Annotated in this window: 20 protein-coding genes; 9 read left to right on the top strand and 11 right to left on the bottom strand. The window is 63.4% G+C overall.

The features are described 5' to 3' along the window. Window positions 1–81: 81 nt before the first annotated feature. From AC1DVW_RS13440 to AC1DVW_RS13410, 7 genes are all read left to right on the top strand, one after another. Entirely contained in the window at window positions 82–1,530 is a 1,449-nt protein-coding gene (locus AC1DVW_RS13440; RefSeq protein ID WP_477323647.1) for a DHA2 family efflux MFS transporter permease subunit, read from the top strand. 267 nt (window positions 1,531–1,797) lie between these two features. Further along, the gene (locus tag AC1DVW_RS13435) at window positions 1,798–2,784 is read left to right on the top strand and encodes an ABC transporter permease (RefSeq protein ID WP_477323645.1); all 987 of its coding nucleotides are present in this window, start codon (window positions 1,798–1,800) and stop codon (window positions 2,782–2,784) included. A gap of 57 nt (window positions 2,785–2,841) precedes the next feature. Beyond that, entirely contained in the window at window positions 2,842–3,867 is a 1,026-nt protein-coding gene (locus AC1DVW_RS13430) for a sugar ABC transporter substrate-binding protein (protein ID WP_477275165.1), read from the top strand. An 80-nt stretch (window positions 3,868–3,947) separates the two neighbouring features. Continuing rightward, window positions 3,948–6,071, top strand: a complete 2,124-nt coding sequence (locus tag AC1DVW_RS13425) for an ABC transporter permease (RefSeq protein WP_477323643.1) — start codon at window positions 3,948–3,950, stop codon at window positions 6,069–6,071. Continuing rightward, a complete protein-coding gene (locus AC1DVW_RS13420) occupies window positions 6,068–7,117 on the top strand; it encodes a WD40 repeat domain-containing protein (RefSeq protein ID WP_477323641.1) in 1,050 nt (349 codons plus the stop codon). The genes AC1DVW_RS13425 and AC1DVW_RS13420 overlap by 4 nt, the downstream gene beginning before the upstream one ends. Continuing rightward, window positions 7,117–8,613 (top strand): sugar ABC transporter ATP-binding protein, encoded by a 1,497-nt coding sequence (locus AC1DVW_RS13415; protein WP_477323639.1) that lies wholly within the window; start codon window positions 7,117–7,119, stop codon window positions 8,611–8,613. The genes AC1DVW_RS13420 and AC1DVW_RS13415 overlap by 1 nt, the downstream gene beginning before the upstream one ends. Window positions 8,614–8,838: 225 nt before the next feature. Then, window positions 8,839–9,246: a carboxymuconolactone decarboxylase family protein gene (locus AC1DVW_RS13410; RefSeq protein WP_477323637.1), complete on the top strand. Its 408-nt coding sequence runs from the start codon at window positions 8,839–8,841 to the stop codon at window positions 9,244–9,246. A gap of 4 nt (window positions 9,247–9,250) precedes the next feature. On the opposite strand, the gene AC1DVW_RS13405 is transcribed toward AC1DVW_RS13410, so the two are convergent. From AC1DVW_RS13405 to AC1DVW_RS13355, 11 genes are all read right to left on the bottom strand, one after another. After that, complete coding sequence (locus AC1DVW_RS13405) at window positions 9,251–10,138, bottom strand: amidohydrolase family protein (protein ID WP_477323797.1); 888 nt, start codon at window positions 10,136–10,138, stop codon at window positions 9,251–9,253. Continuing rightward, window positions 10,138–11,319, bottom strand: a complete 1,182-nt coding sequence (locus tag AC1DVW_RS13400; RefSeq protein ID WP_477323635.1) for a vWA domain-containing protein — start codon at window positions 11,317–11,319, stop codon at window positions 10,138–10,140. The genes AC1DVW_RS13405 and AC1DVW_RS13400 overlap by 1 nt, the downstream gene beginning before the upstream one ends. Window positions 11,320–11,402: 83 nt before the next feature. Continuing rightward, window positions 11,403–12,284 (bottom strand): AAA family ATPase, encoded by an 882-nt coding sequence (locus AC1DVW_RS13395; protein WP_477323633.1) that lies wholly within the window; start codon window positions 12,282–12,284, stop codon window positions 11,403–11,405. Window positions 12,285–12,292: 8 nt separating this feature from the next. After that, entirely contained in the window at window positions 12,293–13,297 is a 1,005-nt protein-coding gene (locus tag AC1DVW_RS13390; protein WP_477244392.1) for a xanthine dehydrogenase family protein molybdopterin-binding subunit, read from the bottom strand. 1 nt (window position 13,298) lies between these two features. After that, window positions 13,299–14,666 (bottom strand): xanthine dehydrogenase family protein molybdopterin-binding subunit, encoded by a 1,368-nt coding sequence (locus AC1DVW_RS13385; protein ID WP_477275153.1) that lies wholly within the window; start codon window positions 14,664–14,666, stop codon window positions 13,299–13,301. A gap of 11 nt (window positions 14,667–14,677) precedes the next feature. Next, window positions 14,678–15,160 (bottom strand): (2Fe-2S)-binding protein, encoded by a 483-nt coding sequence (locus AC1DVW_RS13380; protein ID WP_477323631.1) that lies wholly within the window; start codon window positions 15,158–15,160, stop codon window positions 14,678–14,680. A gap of 62 nt (window positions 15,161–15,222) precedes the next feature. Beyond that, window positions 15,223–16,017: an FAD binding domain-containing protein gene (locus AC1DVW_RS13375; RefSeq protein ID WP_477323629.1), complete on the bottom strand. Its 795-nt coding sequence runs from the start codon at window positions 16,015–16,017 to the stop codon at window positions 15,223–15,225. A gap of 21 nt (window positions 16,018–16,038) precedes the next feature. Beyond that, window positions 16,039–16,482 (bottom strand): SRPBCC family protein, encoded by a 444-nt coding sequence (locus AC1DVW_RS13370; RefSeq protein ID WP_477323627.1) that lies wholly within the window; start codon window positions 16,480–16,482, stop codon window positions 16,039–16,041. Window positions 16,483–16,596: 114 nt separating this feature from the next. Then, a complete protein-coding gene (locus AC1DVW_RS13365) occupies window positions 16,597–17,424 on the bottom strand; it encodes a helix-turn-helix domain-containing protein (RefSeq protein WP_477323625.1) in 828 nt (275 codons plus the stop codon). A gap of 167 nt (window positions 17,425–17,591) precedes the next feature. Beyond that, on the bottom strand, window positions 17,592–18,590 hold the full coding sequence (locus AC1DVW_RS13360; RefSeq protein WP_477275143.1) for an ABC transporter permease: 999 nt from the start codon (window positions 18,588–18,590) through the stop codon (window positions 17,592–17,594). Between the two features lie 61 nt (window positions 18,591–18,651). After that, entirely contained in the window at window positions 18,652–19,395 is a 744-nt protein-coding gene (locus tag AC1DVW_RS13355; protein ID WP_477244405.1) for an ATP-binding cassette domain-containing protein, read from the bottom strand. Between the two features lie 446 nt (window positions 19,396–19,841). On the opposite strand from AC1DVW_RS13355, the gene AC1DVW_RS13350 reads away from it, so the two are divergent. Further along, window positions 19,842–20,831, top strand: coding sequence for a sugar-binding protein (locus AC1DVW_RS13350; RefSeq protein ID WP_477244407.1), 990 nt, complete (start codon window positions 19,842–19,844; stop codon window positions 20,829–20,831). 196 nt (window positions 20,832–21,027) lie between these two features. After that, window positions 21,028–21,807: a FadR/GntR family transcriptional regulator gene (locus tag AC1DVW_RS13345; protein ID WP_477244409.1), complete on the top strand. Its 780-nt coding sequence runs from the start codon at window positions 21,028–21,030 to the stop codon at window positions 21,805–21,807.

Below are 21,807 nucleotides of genomic sequence, written 5' to 3'. Positions count from 1 at the left end.
TGCTGTTCAAACCGGCGCGTCATCGATTTGCCGGACAAATTGTGCGGTTGCCGGTGGAAATCCCCTTTGGACAGTCAGCGCATGACGGCCATCCCCGAAAACGAAGCCTCACCCCAATCATCGGTAACAACGCCGGCGCGCCAGGCGCGGCGCGTGGCGCTGATCGTCGCCGTTGCCTTCTTCATGCAGCTGCTGGATTCGACGATCATCTCGACCTCACTGCCGCAGATGGGCCAATCCTTCGGCGTGCCGGCGGTGGCGATGAGCATCGGCATCACCGTCTACATGCTGACCATGGCGGTGTTCGTGCCGCTGTCGGGCTGGCTCGCCGATCGTTTTGGCGCGCGCAACATTTTTCTCATCGCGATCGCCCTGTTCACGCTGGCTTCGATCGTCTGCGGCGTGTCGCAGAACCTGACCGAGTTCGTTGCCGCACGCGCCGTGCAGGGCCTGGGCAGCGCATTGATGACGCCGGTTGGCCGCATCCTCGTGCTGCGCAACGCGTCGAAGTCCGAGCTGATCGACGCCACCGCGCTGATCACATGGCCGGCATTGTTCGCGCCAGTGGTCGGGCCGGTGCTTGGCGGCTTCATCACCACTTATCTGTCCTGGCACTGGAATTTCTTCATCAACATACCGCTCGGAGTGGCGGGACTGGCGCTGGTCGCCCGCTTCATTCCGGGTGATCGTGAAGCCGAGACGAGGCCGCTCGACTGGCCAGGGTTTGTGCTGACGTCGATCGGGCTCGCGGCATTGCTCTACGGCCTCGAGCGCATTGCGCATCCGGAAGACGGCATCTTGCCGACTGTGGCGCTGCTTGCCGCCGGGATCCTCGTCGGCTGGCTGGCGGTGCGGCATCTCCGTCGCGCGCCGCACCCGCTGCTCGACCTCTCGGCCTTTGGGGTGTTGACCTTCGCCATCTCGACGCTTGCGGCCGGCACCATTTTCCGGGTGGCGATCAACGCCACGCCGTTCCTGCTGCCGCTGCTGTTCCAGCTCGGCTTCGGCTTGAGCCCGGTCGATGCCGGCATGATGATCCTCGCCTACTTTCTCGGCAATCTCGGCATGAAGGCGGTGACGACGCCGACGCTGCGGCGCTTCGGCTTCCGCTCGGTGCTGGTCATCAACGGGGTGATCGCCTCATTGGCGATCATGGCCTGCGCGGCGATCTCGCCGCAGACGCCACAAGTGCTGGTCGTGGCGCTGATGCTGATCGCCGGCCTGTCGCGCTCGATGCAGTTCACCGCGCTCAACACGCTGGCCTTCGCCGATATCGGCGCGCAACAACGCAGCTCGGCGGCGACGCTGTCCTCGATGCTGCAGCAAGTGGCGATGCTGTTCGGCGTCGCGGTGGCGGCAGCCATCCTCAACCTGTCGCAGATCGCCAGGAGCGGGCCGGCGCTCGACCTCGTCGATTTCCGAATCGCCTTCCTGATCATCGGCGTGATCGGGCTCGTCGCCTCGTTTCGTTTTCTGGCGCTGCCGCCGACCGCGGGTGGCGAGGTTTCGGGTCATTCGCCGGAGAATTGACCGCGTCTTTCCTGCCTGCCGCAGACAGAAATTCCACCTCTTGCTCTGCTCTTGGAGCGGAGCTTTCGCCGGCAACTTCGTCGGCGCAACGAATTGCCAAAAATGCTTGAGTTTCCGCGCATTGCGCCAGTTTCGGCAATCAATGCGTCCACTCGACAATTATCGCTGCCAGCCGCGGTTCTGAACGCGGATTCATTTGACGAGTTGGTGCTGAGCCGATTAGCTTTCGTTTTTTCGGGATGGCAGCGCTGTCATCGGGGCGAGACAATGAACGCGATCGGCTGGCCGAGTTTCAGGCGCCTGAATCAGGAAGGCATTGTCTTTGCCATCGCGGTGGTGCTGTTCGCTGCCGCCGCGATCGGCTTGCCGGGGTTCATCGACCCGAACAATCTCGTCGCCATCGTGCGCTCGGTGTCGGTGTTGGGCATTCTGGCGCTCGGCATGGCGGTCGTCATCATCGGCCGGGGTATCGACCTGTCGGCGGTGGCGATCATGGCGATGTCGGTCGCCTGGTATCTGCAACTGCTGAATTCGGGAACGCCAGACGGGTTGGCCCTCGCCTATGTGCTGGCTGGCGTGCTCGCCATCGGCCTGCTGAACGGCTTTCTCGTCGCCTATGCCGACGTGCCGGCGATCTTCGTCACGCTCGCCACCGGCTCCTTCGTTTTCGGTTATGTGCGCTCGCAATTGATCACGCAGGATGCCGTGCCGGTGCCGCAGGGACATTGGGTCGAACTGCTGGGTGGCATGCGTTTCCTCGACATTCCGGTCGAGGTCTTCGTCTTCGCCGGGCTGGCTTTCCTGTTCTTCCTGTTCCTGCGCTACACCAAATGGGGCCGCTACATCTATTTCGCCGGCGACAATCCGGTGGCGGCGCGCAACATCGGCATTCCGGTGCGGCCGATGCTGGTGCTGCGCTATGTCGTCTCGGCGCTCGTCGCCCTGGTCGCCGGGTTGCTGACCTCGGCCAGCCTGCATTCGATCAACACCCGCGTCGTCAACTCGACGCTGCTCTATGACATCGTGCTGGTGGCGGTGATTGGCGGCATCGGTCTTTCCGGCGGGCGCGGCGGGGTGCGCAACGTGCTGGTCGGAGCCGCGCTGATCGGCATCCTTTCGAACGCCATGACCATCATCGACATTCCGCTGCTCTACCAGAACCTGATCAAGGCGGCGATCCTGCTCGGCGCCATCATCGTCGATGGCATCATCAATCCGCGCGACGAACAGACCGCGCAGCAGGGTGACATTTAGGGGTACCCGGCCGGGTCATGCCGACCGGCCGGCAACAAGTGAAACAGAGGATATGACATGAAACTGATCAGAACACTCATGGCCGCCGCCACGGCACTGGCCGTTACCGCCTTCGTGGCACCGACCTTCGCCGCCGACGATCCGGGTCCTGCTGCCTACGCACAGGCGCTCAAGGGCAAGCGCGTCATGCTGGTGCCGCTGGCGATGGGCTTCGACCTGGCACAAGGCTGGGCGCATTATTTGAAGACCGAAGTCGACGCCTGGGGCGGCGTGTTCGAGACCCGCGATCCGAACTGGGTGGTCGATGCCGGCGCGCAGGCGATCACCGACGCCATTTCGTCGGACACCAGGCCGGACGTGCTGATCATCCATGCGCCGGACCTCAACTCCTATTCCAAGCTGATGAAGAAGGCGCAGGCCGCAGGCACCTATGTCATCCTGGTCGACAATCCGGCCAACTTCCCAGCCGACGCCTTTGTCGGCAGCGACTGGGATCGCCTTGGGCAACTCGAGGCCGAAGCGGCGATCAAGGGTTGCGGCGAAAACTCCTCCAAGAAGATCGGCCTGGTGCAGGGCGACCAGGCCAACTCGTCTAGCCTCTACCAATATGCCGGCATCATGAAGGTGCTGGAGAAGCACCCCGACTTCAAGGTCGTGGCCAAGCCCGACTCCAACTGGGATCCGACGACGTCGCGCAACGTGACGACGACAATGCTGCAGCAGAACCCCGACGTCTGCTCGATCATCGACTTCTGGGATGGTGACGCCACCGGCGCGTCGGCCGCGATCCGCGACGCCAAGCTAGACGGCAAGGTGTTCCTGGTCACCACCGGCGGTGGCGAAAAAGCAGCCGATTGCGACAAGCTGCAGGATGGCACCTATGGCGCGGTTGTCATGACCGACCTTGCCCGCCAGTCGGGCGACATGAACGCCCTCATCAAGTTCCTGCTGCAGAGCGGCCAGCCGGCCGGCACGTCGCACACCTACATCTACACGCTGGAGAAGGCGACGACCAAGGCCGACCTCAAGCCAGACAGCTGCTGGGACCTGAAGGCGCTGCAGGCCGAAGCAGCGGCGAAGTAAGTCCCGCTTTCTCGACTGAAACAAACGAGGTGGCCGGATTGTTTCGGCCACCTCGTTCCCTCATGGAATAGCAGCAACCGATGTCTTTTCGCGAACGCCTCCAGTCCTGGCGCTACAATCTTGTGCCCGACCATATCGTCGGCGAGATCCTGACCAAACGCTGGACCGACAACGCCATTCCGTTCCTGGCGCTGGTGGCGACGCTGGCAATGTTCGGCTCGGTCATTCCCGGCTTCTTCAAGCTGACGGCGCTGCAGGATTCGACACGCCAGCTCGGCGAATTCTCGATGGTCGTGACCGGCATGACGGTTGTCATGCTGGGCGGCGGCATCGACCTGTCGGTCGGCTCGATCTTCGCGCTGTCGTGCTTTTCCGCGGTCTATGTCTTCTTCATCCTCGAACAGTCGATATGGCTGGCGCTGGCCGCCTCGCTGTGCACCGGGTTGCTGTTCGGTGCCATCAACGGCTACCTGGTCGGCTATCTCAGATTGCGCGCTTTTCTCACCACGCTGGTCACCTTCATCTTTGGGCGGGCGCTGTTCGACATCCTCGTCACTACCTATGCCGCCGACGTGCAGCTTTCCTCAGCCACGTCGGATGTTCTCGATTTCATCGGCGACAGCACTTTCTGGGGGCTTTCCGTTTCGGTGTGGCTGGCGATCATCCTGGCTGTCATCACCCATATCGCGCTGACGCGCTCGCGACCCGGCTGGCATGTGCTTGCGGTCGGCGGCTCCAGGCGCTCCGCGCACAATGCCGGCATCCGCGTGCGCCGCACCGTGTTCATGACCTATGTCTTCTCCGGCTTCTGCGCCTCGATCGGCGGCTTCCTCATTGCTTGCCGGCTGAGCGGGGCAGGGCCGGGCACTGGCCTCAATCTCGAAATCATGGCGCTGACGGCGGCGGTGGTCGGCGGCGTCAGCCTGGGCGGCGGCCGCGGCTCGGTGATCAAGGGGCTGATGGGCGCCATCATCGTCTTGACCATGACCAACGGCCTGATCCGGCTGGGCTACGGCACCGGCACCAACCAGATGGTGCTGGGCATCATGCTGGCGGTCGCGGTGACCATTGACATCCGCTGGCTGAAGAACCGCCACAAGGTGCTGAACGAGGTCTATGTCGCGCCGGTCTATCTCCGGATGGGCGAAACGCAGTCGGCGGCGCCCGGATCGGGCACGCCCTACGAACTCGACAACCGGTTGTCGGAAGCCGATCATATCGGGCTCGGCGAGCTGGAAGGGCCGGAAGACGTCATCCTCGACCGCGACGATCATCTCTATTGCGGCACCCGCCATGGCGAGATTGTCCGCTTCTTCGCGCCGGACTATGTCAAGTCGGAAGTGTTTGCCCATATCGGTGGCTTTCCGCTCGGCCTCGCCTTCGACAAATCAGGCAATCTGATCAGCTGCGTCGGCGCCATGGGACTCTATTCCGTCTCGCCAGATCGGGAGGTGAAACGCCTGTCGGCGGAGACGTCGCGCTCCTGGACCTCGATCGTCGACGATGCGCGGCTGCGGGACCCGAATGACTGCGACATCGCGCCGGACGGCCGCATCTATTTCACCGATTCGACTAAGCGCTATGATGCCCATGACTGGGCGCTGGACTCGATCGAGAACCGCGCCACCGGGCGGCTGCTGGTCTACGACCCGAAGGATGGTTCGACCAGGACGCTGCTCGACGGCTACCGTTACACCAATGGCGTCTGCATGGCGCATGACGGCAAGTCGCTGTTCTTCGCCGAAAGCTGGGCCTGCCGTGTGCATCGCTACTGGCTGGAAGGGCCGAAGGCCGGCAGCGCCGAATGCGTCATCCGCGACATGCCGGGTTACCCCGACAACATCAACCGCGCTTCCGACGGCAATTACTGGATGGCGTGGCTCGGCATGCGCACGCCAAGCTTCGACCTGTCGCTGCGCCACCCCGACATGCGCAAGCGCATGACGCGGCGGCTGCCGCAGGACGAATGGCTGTTCCCCAACATCAACACCGGCGGCGTGGTGAAATTCAACGAGACCGGCGGCATCGTCGAGGCGATGGGCGACCTCTCGGGTGCCGCCCATCCAATGGTCACCTCGATGCGTGAGCACAAGGGATTTCTCTTCGTCGGCGGCATCCTCAACAACCGCATCGGCCGCTACAAGATATCGGGGGCCGACCCGAACTGGACCAGCCCCGCCTCCTATTGGGGAGCAAAGCCATGATCCTCGATCCAGTGCTCGACCTGTTTCGCGGCAAGGCGGTGACGATCCCGCCGCTCGACGGCGCTTTCCGCCCCAACACGCGGCTGGACAATGCGCCGGCGTTTGCCGGACTGACAGAGCCGGACAACCTGCTGGTCTCCGGTGACCGGCTGCTGGCCTCCAGCGGCAACGCCATCTATTCGATTGCTGCCGGCGCCGAGTCCAAGGTGGTCGAAACTTTTCCATCGCCGATCACAGCGCTGGCGCTGTCGCCATCGGGCGAGCTGACGGTGGGGCTGGAAAGCGGCAAGCTGTTGATTGCCGGCAGGGAGGTTTCGCTGCCGGCTGATCTCCGCTGCATCACTGCACTTGCCTATGGCGATGATGGCACACTGTGGCTCGCCAATGGTTCGGCCGAACATTCGCCGTCGCAATGGGCCGCCGACCTGATGAAGAAGGGCGTGTCCGGATCGCTCTGGAAGCGGGAGCCGGGCAGCACGGATTTCCGCAAAGTGGCCGGCGACATCGCATTTCCTTACGGCCTGTATCCCATCGGCCGGGATGTGCTGGTCAGCGAAAGCTGGCGGCATCAACTGGTGCTGTATGACGGCACGACGGGCAACCGCTCGACGGTGCTGACGCATCTGCCGGGCTATCCCTCCCGGCTCTCGCCTTCCGCCGATGGCGGGGCATGGCTGACCCTGTTTGCGCCGCGCAACCGGCTGATCGAATTCGTGCTGCAGGAGACGCACTATCGGCAAGACATGATCGACCAGGTGCCGCCGGCCTGCTGGATCGCGCCGGCGCTGGCTTCCAACCGCAGTTTTCTCGAACCGTTGCAATGCGGCGGCATCCGCACCATGGGCATCCACAAGCCATGGTCGCCGAGCCGTTCCTATGGGCTGGTGGTCAGGCTCGACCAGACGCTGCAGCCGCAATTCAGCCTGCACAGCCGCGCCAACGGCACGCGTCATGGCATCTGCAGCGTGGTGGAAAAGGATAACCGCCTGTTCATTGCCTCCAAAGGCGGTGACTGCGTGCTGGCCGTCGATGCGGGAGGTTTTTGATGGAACCGATCGTCCGCCTGGAGAACGTCACCAAGACCTATCGCGGCGTGCCCGCTGTGAAGAATGTCAGTTTCGAATTGCGCAAGGGCGAGATCCACGCGCTGCTCGGCGAGAACGGCGCCGGCAAATCGACGCTGACCAAGATCATCGCCGGCGTCGTCGACGCCACCTCCGGCAAGATGTTTCATAAAGGCGCCGAGATTGCCTACGCCTCGCCGCATGCCGCGCTTGAAGCCGGCATTGCCATGGTGTTCCAGGAGACCAGCCTGGTGCCGTCTATGACGGTGGCGCAGAACCTCTATCTCGGCACCGAAAAGTTCCTCAACCGGCTGCGTGGCACCTACATCTCAGCGCAGCAATTCCTGCAGTCGCTGAATTTTCCTGTCGACCCGAATGCGATGGTGGCGACATTGGGTGCGGCCAAGCGGCAGATGGTCGAGATCGCACGTGCCGTCCACCACAATGCCGAGATCATCATCTTCGACGAGCCGACGGCGACGTTGACGCCGGAGGAAAAGCGGCATTTCTTCGCGCTGATCCGCCGGCTGAAGGCAAATGGCGTGTCGATCGTCTTCATCAGCCACGCGCTGGAAGAGGCGCTGCTGATTGCCGACCGCATCACCATTTTGCGCGACGGCGAGCTTGTCATCACCGACGACACATCGGCCTTCGACCGCGACCGGATCGTCGCCGCCATGGTCGGCCGCACGCTGTCGGGGCAGATCTATCGCCAGCGCGACGAAGCGAAGCTGCGCAAGGCCGGCCGGAAGGTGCTGTCGGTACAGGATATCTCGATGAGCAATGTGGTGCGCAACACGTCGTTCTCGATCTTCGAGGGCCAGATCACCGGCGTGTTCGGGCTGATCGGCTCCGGTCGCACCGAGACCTTCAAGATCGTCTCCGGCATCTACAAGCGCGATTTCCTGCGCGGCGGGGCCATCGAACTTGACGACAGGCCGGTGCGCTATCTCGTGCCGAGCGAAGCGGTGGCCGACGGCATCGTCTACGTCACCGAGGATCGCAAGAGCGAAGGTATCTTCGAGACGATGGGCATTGCCGAAAACCTGTTCGGCGGGCTGCTGGCGGCGGGTCGCGAAAAGGCCTGGGTGATCAATGCGCAGGAGATGCGGACGCTTTCCGCCGAATGGACGAAGACGCTGAACATCAAGGCGATCAACGACAATGCTCGCGTCGTCGAGCTTTCCGGCGGCAACCAGCAGAAGGTGGTGATCGGCAAGGGGCTGGTGCAGCAGCCGCGCATCGTCATCTTCGACGAGCCGACGCGCGGCGTCGATGTCGGGGCGATCGCCGAGATCCACCAGATCATCAACCGGCTGGCCGACGAGGGCTTGGCCGTCGTCGTCATTTCGTCCTACCTGCCGGAGGTTATGAACCTGTCGGATCGGATTCTTGTCTGCAGGCAAGGGCGCATCGTCGAGGAGTTTTCGCCGGCGGAGGCTACGGAGGGGAAGATCATGTACGCGGCTGTGCATTAGGTCTCTGGCCGATGCGTACGTCGACAATTGGCCGAGCGGTCCCCCCTTCGTCATCCCTGCTCGCCTGCTTCGCCCAGGGATGACGAAGGTGAGGGGGGCTCCGCCAATCTCCACGGTTCGGTGCCTTTGCGCGCCAAAAACCGAATCAGAAAAGCCGATTAGCCGCCTTTGCTCGAGACCTGTTTCAACGACCTAGTCCATCGATTCAACCAAGGGAAAAATGCCATGGCCACCACAAGACTTCTCAGCGATACCGAGGTGGAAAAGATTCCGGCCGTGAAGGCTGTGTTCGACGACATCCGCGCGACGCGCAAATCCGATTTCGTCAACAATTTCTGGCGCGGGCTGGCCAATGATCCCGCTGCGCTGAAGCGCATCTGGGAACAGCTGAAAGTGGTGATGGTTGCCGACAGCGCCATCGATCCACTGACCAAGGAGATGATCTACATCGCCGTGTCGACCGCCAATGGCTGTTCCTATTGCGTCCACTCGCACACGGCCGCCGCGCGCGCCAAGGGCATGAGTGATGCGCAGCATGGCGAGCTGGTGTCGATCATTGGATTGGCGGGGCAGACCAACCATCTGGTGACGGCGATGCAGATTCCGGTCGATCCTGAGTTTGAGGTGAAGTGAAGGTTCACACTGGCCGGTAAACCTTTTTCGCCGTGTTCCAGAAGACATCCGCCTCCGCTGCCACGCCATGTTTTGCCACCGCATTCCGGTGCGCCTTGATCAGTTCGGCGTGGCTGGTCCATAATTTCTCGATCGGGAAGTTCGAACCGAACATCAGTTGGTCGCTGCCCAAAATGTCGATCGCGTTGTCGACGATGTAGGCGATCAGCGCCGGGTCGTTGCGGTGGACGAAGGTGCCGAGGCCGGACAGCTTGACGTAGAAATTGGGTGCCACTGAGAGCGTGCGCAGGCCGGCTTTCCAAGCCTCGGTGGTCTCCGACTCCATGCCGGTCAGCATGCCGGCATGGGTGAGGATGAAATTGGTTTCGGGGTTCTCGCCGACCAGCGTCAGTCCGTCCTTCATCTGGGCGGGGAAAAGCTGTAGGTCGAAGGACAGGTCGTAGTCCTTCAGCCGCGCGACATTGGCCCGGACTTTGGGGTCGATGACCTGGTCGGCCGAGGCGGCGAAGCGGAAGGCCGGCGTTTCGTGCCAATGCAACTGCATGCGCACACCGCGCAGCAGCGGATACTTTTTCAAGCGATCGATTTGGGGCCTGATGTCGTCCACCGTCATGTCGGTATAGCCGACGATGGCGTGCGGCCAGCCGGTCTCTTCAGCGGTCTGCTGCAGGAAGGCGACTTCCTTCTCGAAATCCTCCTTGGCCCAGTTGGTCTGGACATAGACGGCCTTTTCGACACCCGCGCCGTTCTGGTCGGCCAAAAATTCCTCGATCGGATAATCGCGGCGGATCGGCTCGTAGGTGCCAAAAATGCGCGGCACCATCGGCCCGACCAGCCAGGGCTGGTCCTTTTGGCGCCAGATGTGGAAATGCGCGTCGATGACTTTCTGCATCACGAAACCCTCTTCCAGATTGTCGCCGCCGTAGGCGCTGGGCGGGCGAGCGACAGGATGAAATCGGTGAGACCCTTGAGCGACGAGCCGTCGACGAGATCGTCAAGCAGCGGCAGGATGGCGCGCAGTGCTGCCGTTGCCGGCCGGAAGCGCGGGTCGCCGGCCAGCGGCGTCGCCAGTGACAGCCGGAAGGCACGAGCGCTCAGCCGGCGCACTGCAATTTCCAGTTCGGCATGGTCGCCGCGCTCCAGCGCGTCCGACAGGATGATGACCGCGGCACCTCGGGCAAAGGCGGAAAAGCGCGGCACCGAAAGGAAGGCGAGCAGAGTCGGTCCCATGCGGGTGCCGCCGTCCCAGTCGTCGACCTGGGCTGCGGCGCGGGCAAGCGCCTGATCGCGATCGCGAATGCGCAACGCGCCGGTGATGCGGGTCAGGCGTGTGCCGAAGGTGAAGATCTCGGCTCGATCCGCGCCTTGCACGGCGGCATGCGCGAGCTTGAGATAATCAGCCGTGTGCAGCTTCATCGAACCGGACACGTCGATCAGGACTAGCAACTTGCGCGGCACGGTCTGGCGGCGGCGCAGCAGCGGCGAGGGGACGTCGCCGTCGGCACTGACGATTTCCCTCAGCGACCGACGCAGATCGAGCTTGCCACGCGAATGGGTGCGTACGGTGCGGAACGAGCGGCGGACGGGCAGGGCGGAAGCGAGCTTGCGTCGAAAGGCGGACAAGCCGTCGTCGTCGCGCTGGAAGTCGCGGGTGCTCAGCCGTTCGGCGCCGGAGGACAGCTCGCCGCCCTCTTGCCGGCTGATCACACCGATCTCATCCTCGCTCGCGCCGCCATCATCCTTGATGCGGGTTTCCTCATCCGCATCGCCTTCGACCACGGCGGATGTGTTGCCATAGAAATGGCTTTGGAAATGCGCCTCGAATTCGTCGCGGCGATCGGGCGAGGGGGCCAGCGTGGCAAGGGCCGCCTCGCGAATGTCGGCCATCGAGCGCGGCCCGAGCAATGTCACCGCCTGCATGAACCCGGAGACTTGCTCGGGTGCGACGGCAAAGGCATGGCGGCGCAGCAACCGGCCAAAGCCGAGGAAAGGTGCTGCGGCGCGCGGTAAGCTCTCCTCGCCCCGTTTACGGGGAGAGGATGCCGGCAGGCAGGTGAGGGGCGGCGCCGACATCGGAGGTTCGCGCTGCCCCTCGTCCGCCCCTTCGGGGCACCTTCTCCCCGTGAACGGGGCGAAGGGATTGCTGAGGTCTCGGCTCACGCCAGCGCCTCCTCGACGATGCGGCCGAGCTCGGGTGCGATGTAGGACAAGTCTTCCTCGTCCTTGATCAGCACACCGATGGCACGGCGGAAGGCTTCCGGCCACGGGCTGCCACCCTTTTCCAGGATGGTCGCCGCATTGGCCCATTCCACGGCCTCGGCAATGCCGGGCGGCTTGGCCAGAGGCCGGGCGCGAATGGTTTGCACAGCTGCCGCCACCGCGCGAGCAGTGGCTTGCGCCACGTCGCCGGCGCGCAGCATGATGATCGCCGCCTCGCGCTCGGCGTCGGGATAGCCAATCCAGTGATAGACGCAGCGGCGGCGCAGGGCTTCCGCCAGTTCGCGGGTGCGATTCGAGGTCAGGATGACAATCGGTTGCGTCTTGGCGCGGATGGTGCCGCGCTCGGGAATGCTGATCTGGAAATCGGACAGGAACTCCAGCAGCAGCGCCTCGAATTCATGGTCCGAGCGGTCGATCTCGTCGACCAAAAGTACGCGCTCCTCTGGGGCGTTGAGCACCTGCAGCAGCGGCCGAGCGATCAGAAAGCGGTCGTCATAAATGTCGATCTCATGCTCACCGGCATGGCGGATGGCGAGCAGCTGGCGCTGGTAGTTCCATTCGTAGAGCGCATGCGCGGCGTCGATGCCTTCGTAGCATTGCAGCCGCACCAGATCGCGGCCGAGCACATCGGCGATCGCTTTGGCAGCTTCGGTCTTGCCGACGCCCGGCGCGCCTTCCAACAGGAGAGGCTTGCCGAGCCGGATGGCCAGGAAGATGGCGGTCGCCAGACTCTCATCGGCGAGATAGCGCGAGGCGGCCAAGTGCTGCGCCACTGCCTCCGGCGAGGTCGCGACAGTCTCGGCGCTTGTTGCGGGCATTTCGGTCCTCAGTTCGGCGCTTGCGCCTTGAGCGCGCGCAAAATGCGCTCCGGTGTGATCGGCAGCGTATCGATGCGCACGCCGACGGCGTCGAAGACGGCATTGGCGACGGCAGGGATTTGCGGGTTGGCGCACATTTCGCCCGGTCCCTTGGCGCCGTAGGGTCCATCGGCTGAGGGACGCTCGAGCACGATGATCTCGGTCTCTGCGAGGTCGCCGGGGCCAGGCATCAGATATTGGTTGAAGTCGGTGCCGCCATGGTCGCGATTGGGGTAATAGGGCTCGGTGGTCTCGTAGAGCGCGTGACTGATGCCCATCCACGAGCCGCCGACCAGCTGCTGCTCGACCATCTTTGGGTTCAGCGCGCGGCCGATCTCGAAGACGTTCTTGACCGTCAACACCGTCACTTCGCCAGTCTCGTCGTCGACCTCGACCTCGGCCACGGTGCAAGCGTGGGCATAGCAGGTCGACGGCTTCATCGCGCCGGTTTCTTTCTCGGGATAGGAGCGCGGGATCAAAAACATGCCGCGGCCGGAAATCGAGCGACCGCGCTTGAAATGTGCCGACAGCGCGACATCGAAGATCGAGATCGACTTTTGCGGCGCGCCCTTGACCAAGATGTTGCCCTGGCCGTCCGTCTCGAGGTCGGAGGCGTTGACCTCCAGTTCCTCGGCCGCGACTTCCAGCATCACCTGGCGGGCTTCCTTGGCCGCCTGAATGACGGCGTTGCCGGCGCGGTGGGTGCCGCGCGATGCAAACGTGCCCATGCAGTGCGGGCCGGTGTCGGTGTCGGCGGTATCGACGACGACGCGATCAGTCGGCACGCCGATCGTCTCGGCGCAGATCTGCGCCATGATCTGCTTCATGCCCTGGCCGAGATCGACACTCGAGAGTGTCACCATGAAATTGCCGGTCGGCGTCGAATGCACCAGCGCCTGGGTCGGGTCGCCGCCGAGGTTCATGCCTGTGGGGTAGTTGATCGCGGCGACGCCGCGCCCGCGCCTGATCGCCATCTCAAGCTCCCTTCGCGTAGGAGGACATCGCCAGGTACTTTTCAGCCACCGGCCAGTTGGCGGCGCGCGAGGCCTCCTGCATGCATTCGATCAGCGCCGCACCCTCGGTCGGCTGGCGATGTGCCTTCATGTCGCCGTCGCGATAGGCGTTGATGAAGCGGAATTCGAGCGGATCCATGCCGATCAATCGCGCCAGCTTGTCCATCTGCACTTCCAGCGCGAAATCGCCGATGGTGACGCCGAAGCCGCGCATGGCGGAAGACGGCGTGCGGTTGGTGTAGACGCAGTAGGTGTCGATCCAGACATTGGGGATGGTGTACGGACCGGGATAGTGTCCGGCGCCCTTCTGCGCGCCATAGGGCGAATGGCGCGAATAGGCGCCGGCATCGGTGTAGCCGGTGACTTTACGGGCGACGATGCGGCCGTCCTTCATGACGCCGTCCTTGATGACGACCTTTTCGGCCGCGCGGGGTGACGATATCTGCATCTCCTCCTCGCGGCTGTAGATGAAACAGACTGGTCGTCCGGTTAGTTTCGCGCCGAGGATGGCGATGGGCTCGACGATGACGTCGACCTTGCCGCCAAAACCGCCGCCGACGGTGCCGCCGACGAAATGCAATTTGTTGCCGGGCATCTGCAGAATGATCGAGGCGTTGTCGAGGGTGAAGAACATCGCCTGCGTGTTGGTGTAGCAGGTGAAGCGATCATTGCCCTCGGGCGCGACGATGCAGCCGGTCGTCTCGGTCGGTGCGTGTTCGATCGGCGAGGACTGGTAGCTCTGTTCCAATATGTGGTCGGCGCCGGCGAAACCCGCCTCGACATCGCCGAAGCGTACCTTGCGGCACTCGCCGCTGTCATAGAGATAGTAGTTCTGGCCGTGATATTCGTTCACCAGCGGCGCGCCGGGTTTCAGCGCCTCTTCCATGTCGAAGACGGCCGGCAGCACCTCATAGTCGACCTTGACCTTGGCGGCGGCTTCTTGTGCGGCGCGTTCGGTCTCGGCCAGCACCGCCACAACGGCCTCGCCCTTCCAGCGCACCTTGCCGTCGGCCAACACGGTCTCGTCCTCCGGTCCGATCTGGATCAGGATCAGGATGGTGTAGACATTGTGCGGCACGTCCCTGGCAGTCAGGATTTTCACCACGCCCGGAAGCGTTTCCGCCTCGGAGGTGTCGATGTTGCGAATGCGGGCATGATGGTGCGGGCTGCGCACCATCTTCAGATGCAGCATGCCGGGAAAATTGCGGTCGGCGAAAAAGGCGGTCTTGCCGGTGACATGGCCGGGAGAGTCCGAGCGCGGCCGCGGCTGGCCGATCTCGTGCAGATCGTCCTTGCGCTGATCGGCGAAGTAGTTCTTGCGCAGGTCCATCTTTGCTTTCCTCAGGCCGCGTTCTGCGAATTGGCGCGCGCTGCAAGCAGCACCGCCTGGATGATCGGCTCATAGCCGGTGCAGCGGCAGATATTGCCCGACAGCGCCTCGACCACCTCGTCGCGGCTGGGGTTGGGCGTGTGGTCGAGCAGCACCTTGGCCGCCATGATCATGCCAGGCGTGCAGAAGCCGCATTGTGTGGCGAAGGCGTCAAGGAAAGCGCGCTGCAGCGGATGCAGCACGCCGCCTTGCGACAGGCCCGATGTCGTGGTGATGGCGGCGCCGGCGCATGTCTCGGCCAGCGTCAGGCAGGACAGCCGGAGTTCGCCGTCGATGATGACCGAGCAGGCGCCGCAGGTGCCCTGGTGGCAGCCGCCTTTCGGCGAAGTGTCGCCGATCTTGTCGCGCAGCGCGTTGAGCAGCGTCGTGCCGCTGTCGATGAATTCGGCCGTTTCGCTACCATTGAGCGTGAACTGAACCGGGACCTTTGCCATGTCGTTTCCTCCTTGCGCGCCTGCCCCTCAGGGCAAGCGCGCGCCCCCCAAAGGGGCATTCTTCAAGCAAGCAAAAGCCGGCCGAGATGGACCGGCAGGACTTCGTTGCGATACCAGGCGCTGGCGATCGGATCTGTGGCCGGTGAGGTGCCGTCGCGAGCGACAGCCAGAGCGGGCGCGATTCCGTCCCGGGTCAGCTTCTTGCCGAGCAGCGCCTTTTCGGCGGCGATGGCGCGCAGCGGCCGGTCGGCCATGCAGCCAAGCGCGATCCGCGCCGAGGACACGGCGCCATCCACCGCCTGTTCGACCACGGCTGCGATGCTCAGCACGGAGACGCCTTTCGGCTTGACCCTGGAGATTTTCAGGAAGCGAAAGCTGCCTTGCGCCGGAATCGCGAAACTGACCGCGGTGACGATGCCCCGGCTGTTGTAACGGCTGGCCAGGAATTCCTCGATCGGCAGCTCGCCATGATCGGTGCTCACCGTCGCATCCAGCGCCAGCAGCGCGACAGTGAAGTCGCCATAGGGCGTCGGTGCGAAGAGATTGCCGCCGACGGTCGCCATGTTGCGGATCGCCGGACCACCGACAGCGCGCGCGGCGCGGGCCAGCGGAGCCAGATCCGGGTGGCGGGCGATCACCGCCATGGTCACCGAAGCGCCGATGCGGGCCTTGCCGCCGGAAATGGTGATGGTCGACAGCGACGGTTCGGTCGAGCGCACAAGGCCGAAAAGCGAAACATCGCCCTCATTGGCGGCGCGCACGACCAGCGTACCGCCGCCGAGATAGCGGGTGCCCTGGGATTTCAGCGCCGCATTCGCGTCCTTCACCGTCGAGAAAGTCTGCAGCGCAAGCGCCATGGCCGGCTCCCTTGTTTGCGCTCAGCTTTGGCCGGCAAAGTGGCTCTTCAGCGCGTTGAAGCCGCCCTGGAAGACATTGGTTCCCATGCCCTCGACCAGCTTGTCGGCGTCGTCCGGAGCGGCGTCGAAGCTCGCGGACCATTCGGCAAAGGTGCGGTCGCCGTCGGTCACCCGCCGCAGCTGAAGCGTCGCCTTGTGGTTGGTGAGCGGCTGCGGCGTTTCCAGGATCGAATAGCTGACGAGGAAATTCGCGTCGGAGAAGTCGAGCAGTTTTTCGCGGATGCGCGCGCCGCTGGCGAGTTGGAAGTTGCGCACGCAGCCAATGGTTTCAGCGCCCTTGCCGTCCTCGATATGGCTCTCGACCATACGCGGGTGCCAGTTCGGCAGGCCGTTGAAGTCGCGTATGCGCGCCCAGACCTTTTCGACTGGCGCGTCGATGACGCTGGAGATGGTAACTTTCGCCATGTGATAGGTCCCTTGCGCGTTCTGCTGCCCGGCAAGGTAGGGCGGCGGCGCTGCCGCCGCTTATCAATCAGTCTTCAAAGCTTATCGATGCGTCTGAAAATGCGGGGCCTGGGTTCAGCTGATTGCCCGCGCCGCCTCGCGGTAGAGGGTTGGTGGGACACCAACGTGATCGCGGAAGAAGCGCGAGAAATTGCCCTGCGTGGTGAAGCCGAGATTGCAGGCAACCGAGATCAGCGGCTCCTGCGACCACTGCAGCTGGCGCACCGCTTCCTCCATGCGCAGGGTGTTCCAATAGACATTTGGCGTCAGATTGGTCTGTTCCTTGAACAAAGCGAAGAAATGCGGCCGCGACAGGCCGACGCTGCGCGCCACCTCGTCGAAGCAGATGCGCTCGCAGACATTGGCCTTCATCAGCTGGATCGCCTTGCGGACGCGGAAATCCTGCATGGTGTGGACGCGGGCGCGCACGGTGTGAGGCGCGGAGGCGTCGGCCGCATCGAGCACACTGTCGATGAAGCGCTCGATCTCGTAATTGGCGATGTCGTCGATGCTCTCATTATCGGTGAGGTGATCGAGCAGGTTGCCCGCCGCCTGGTGCAGCCATGGCTCCAGCATGATCGCAGGTACGGAAAACAACGGCGCGGACGAAGGCATGTCGCGGCGGCGGCGCGCCCAATCCGGATCGATGTAGAAAGCAAGGAACAGGCCGGGTGTGCCGTCGCGCGACAGGGCGTGGCTGTGCGGCTCGAAGGAATTGATGCCGGCGGCCGTGCCGGGGCCGAGCCGCACCGTCTGGCGGCCGATGGTCATTTCGCCGGCCGTGCCTTCCAGCCAGATGATGATATGCGCCTCGACATGGGCATGGGTGACGAAGTCGCTGGCGACATTCAGGACAGAAACATGTCCGAACCGGCCCCAATAGAGCCTGATCGCTTCCGTCATGGGTATATCCTCCCGCAGGCGACTGGCCTCCCTTCGCCTGCCGGGGGATAGTGCGGCGCGTGTCATGCCCGCGTCAAGGCACATGGGTGCGACCGGTGATTCCCGGGTGCCAGGGCGGCGGATTTTCAGACTGAGCGATAGGCCGGCTTACGCCGGCGCCGTCGCCTTTATTCTTCGCGCCGGAAGTTGCGGAGCCGGTCGAACAGCACCGCCATCAGGATGGCGCCGCCGATGAACACGCCTTGCCAGAAGGCATTGATGCCGAGCAGGCCGAGGCTGTTGCGGATCACCTCGATCAGCGCCGCGCCGACGATGGCGCCGAAGGCAGTACCGACGCCGCCGGCCAGATTGGCGCCGCCAATGACGGTGGCGGCAATCACCTGAAGCTCCATGCCGGTGCCGAGATTGGTGGTGACGGCACCCAGCCAGCCGGTCTGGATGACGCCGGCAATGCCTGCGGCTAGTGCCGAGATCATATAGACCGCGACCTTGATCTGGCGCACCGGAACGCCGGTCAGTGTCGCCGCATGCTCATTGCCGCCGATGGCGAAGATGTGGCGGCCAAATTTCGTCCAGCGCAGCGTGAAGCCGGTAATCAGCGCCAGCAGGATCATGTAAAGCACAGGGTTGGCAATGCCGAACACCCAAGCGCCGCCGCCCAGCGCCAGAAGCTTGTCGTGGTCCGGTCCGAACTGGAAGACGACGGTGTTGTTGGAGGCCACCATGGCCAGGCTCCGCGCGATCGACAGCATGCCGAGCGTCACCACGAAGGGTGGAAAGCCCAGATAGGCGATCAGGATGCCGTTGAAGGCGCCGATGGCGAGTGCGGTGGCGATCGAGGCGGCAATGCCGACCTCGATCGAGTAGCCGGCATGCATGGTAACCGCCAGCACCATCGAAGACAGGCAAAGCACCGAGCCGACCGACAGGTCGATGCCGCCGGTGATGATGACGAAGGTCATGCCGAGTGCGATGATGGCGACGAAGGTGATGTTGCGGGTGATGTTGTAGAGGTTCTTCGACGTGGCGAAGGCGTCGGTGGCAAACGACAGGAAAATGCAGGCGAGGATGACGGCGATCACCACCCAGAAGGTCTGGCTGGCGAAAATGCGCGAGAAAATAGTGTGCTGTTTCTGCGCGATCGTCTGGTCAAGAGTGACTGCCATTATCGACCTTTCCTGCCGGCGATGAGCCGCGCCAAAGTGGCGAATTCCCGATTTGCCGCACTCATGCGACTTGCTCGATGGCGCCGGTGATCAGCCCGGTGACTTCCTCCGGCGAACTCGATGCAATCGCCTTGTCGGCGACCTTGCGGCCGCGCCGCATGACGATGACGCGGTCGGCAACGTCGAAGACGTCGGGCATGCGGTGGCTGATCAGCACGACCGCTATGCCCTGGTCGCGCAGCCGGCGGATCAGGTTCAGTACTTCGGCAACCTGCCTGACCGAGATCGCCGCCGTCGGCTCGTCCATCAGCACGATCTTGGCCTGCGACAGCCTGGTGCGGGCGATCGCCACGGCTTGCCGCTGGCCGCCGGACATCTGCTTGACGAGGTCGCGCGGGCGGGTTTCCGATTTCAGTTCGGCAAAGATCTGGCCGGCACGCTTGTACATCGCGGCATAGTCGAGAATGCGAAACGGCCCGATGCCGCGGCGCAGTTCACGGCCGAGATAGACGTTGGCGGCGGCGGTCAGATTGTTGCACAGCGCCAGGTCCTGGTGGACGATCTCGATGCCGTGCTGGCGTGCTTCCACCGGCCTGTGCAGGATCAACTGCTTGCCGTCCATCTGCATGGTGCCATGGCTGGGGGGGAAATTGCCGGCGATCATCTTGACCAGCGTCGACTTGCCGGCGCCGTTGTCGCCCATCAGGCCAACCACCTGGCCAGGCTCGATCGACAGCGACACATCGTTGACCGCCTGGATGGCGCCGAAATGCTTTGAAATATTGGTGAGTTCGAGAACCGCCACCAGCCTTTTCCTTCCCCATTCTGCCGGGCAGTTGTTCTGCCTCAGGCTCGCTCTTTCCAGCTCCTCCCGGAAACGGCGATAGCGTTCTTTTACGCAAAAGCCGGCGCGCGTCAATCAATTGCGGACCGAATTGAGGCACTTCTTTTTCTAAAAATCAGTTTTGTAGGACAAATAGCATTGACGTTGGCGGCGAGCCGATATTAGCTAAGCATCGGAGGAGAATAGCCGATCCCCGATGCTGGTTGGAAGAAGGGATCGTCGGAGGTTATGGGTCAAGGATTGGGCACCAGCTTTTTTGCCGGGCCGGTTCTAGGCCGCATCTGAAAATACTTATCGACCTGGCTTGATGACATGAGCGCTCGCAAAACGACCCTCTGTCATCGCGCATCCGGGTTGATCTGTGTGGCGGGCACGCCGTGTCCGTCTGTTTCAACGGGAGGACTGACATGAGGAAATCACTATTGCTCGCCGCTGCCGCCGTCATGGCGCTGGGCGCCGGGCCGGCTTTGGCCAAGAAACAGCTCGTCATCGTCGTGAAGGGTCTCGACAATCCGTTCTTCGAAGCCATCCATCAGGGCTGCGAGAAATGGAACAAGGAGAACGCCAGCTCGGAGTACGAATGCTTCTACACCGGTCCGGCTTCGACCTCTGACGAGGCCGGCGAAGCCCAGATCGTGCAGGACATGCTGAGCAAGGCCGATACCGTGGCGATGGCGATTTCGCCGTCCAACGCACCGCTGATCGCGCAGACGATCAAGACCGCCAATCCAACGATCCCGATCATGACGCTCGACGCCGACCTCAGCAAGGAAGATGCGGCGCTTCGCAAGACCTATCTCGGCACCGACAACTATCTGATGGGTCATAAGATCGGCGAGTACATCAAGAAGGGCAAGCCGAACGGCGGCACGATCTGCACGATCGAGGGCAATCCTGCGGCCGACAACATCCTGCGCCGCGCGCAAGGCATGCGCGACGCACTGTCGGGCAAGGAAGGCCTGGCGGCGCTGGCCGGCGAAGGTGGCTGGACCGAAGTTGCCGGCTGCCCGGTGTTCACCAATGACGACGGCGCCAAGGGCGTGCAGGCGATGACCGACATCCTCGCCGCCAACCCGAAGCTCGATGCGTTCGGCATCATGGGCGGCTGGCCGCTGTTCGGCGCTCCGCAGCCCTATCGCGACCTGTTCAAGCCGTTGGCCGACAAGATCGCCAGCAACGACTTCGTCATCGGCGCCGCCGACACGATCGGCGACGAAGTGGCGATTGCCAAGGACGGCCTCGTCACCGCGTTGGTCGGCCAGCGTCCGTTCGAAATGGGCTACAAGGCGCCGTCGGTGATGATCGACCTGATCGAAGGCAAACCTGTCGCCGATCCGGTCTTCACCGGCCTCGACGAATGCACCAAGGATACGGTCGACACCTGCATCCAGAAGTAGGCCGCGATTTCGGGGCGTCCGTTTGACGGGCGCCCCGTCACATCGGTTTCAATGACAATGGACGAAGCAGCATTGTCGGGGCAGCAGCTCCGGCCTTCGCATGCCCATGGTTTCGTATTTTCGGCGAAGATTTCGGCGGGTGCGGACAAACTCCGGACAACCTCCCGCGACAGATAGCCGACGCACTGGAACGTGGATGCCGGACGAAAAATCAAGAAAGCGACGCGCCCGGGTCGATGCGCTGGCCAGCCTTCCGGCTGCCGTTCGTCGTGCCGATGCCACGAGGGTTCCGGGTTCGAGCGTGCATGCCTCGCTGGCCCATGAGATTGGTCTGCGGATCGTGCGCGGCGACTATCCGCCGGGAACCATCCTGCCCAATGAAGCCAAGTGGTCCGAGACGTTCGACGTCAGCCGCTCGGCGGTGCGCGAGGCGATCAAGATGCTGATGGCGAAAAGCCTCTTGGCATCACGCCCCAAGATCGGCAGCTGGGTCGAGCCGAAAGAGCGCTGGAACCTGCTCGATCGCGATGTGCTCGCCTGGTATGCGACGGCACCGGACCGCGAAGCATTCCTGCGCACCGTGCAGGAATTCCGCCACATCATAGAGCCGGAAGCGTCCGCCTTCGCCGCCGTGCGGCGCTCGGAAGAGCAGATGGCCGAGATCAGCCAGGCCTGCCGCGAGATGGGGGAGGCGACAAGCCTGCAGGCGCGCACGCGCGCCGACACGCGTTTTCACCTCGCCATCCTGCGAGCATCGGGCAACGACCTTTTGGTGCCGCTCGGCGTGCTGATTGAATCGGCGCTCGATCACCTCTTTGTCTTCGTCACGCGCGAAACCAGCGACCAGCGGCACGCGCAGAAGCTGCATGAGGCGATCGAGAAGGCCATCCGCCTGCAGCAACCCGCCGCCGCGCGCAATGCGGTGCACCGCCTGCTTGCGAACACCGACGACATTGTCCGCCGGTCGCGACGCTGA

The sequence above is a fragment of the Mesorhizobium sp. P3_B5 genome (assembly GCF_056402815.1).
The sequence above is the reverse complement of the archived record's forward strand: the minus strand, read 5'-3'. Positions and strand labels throughout refer to the sequence as shown.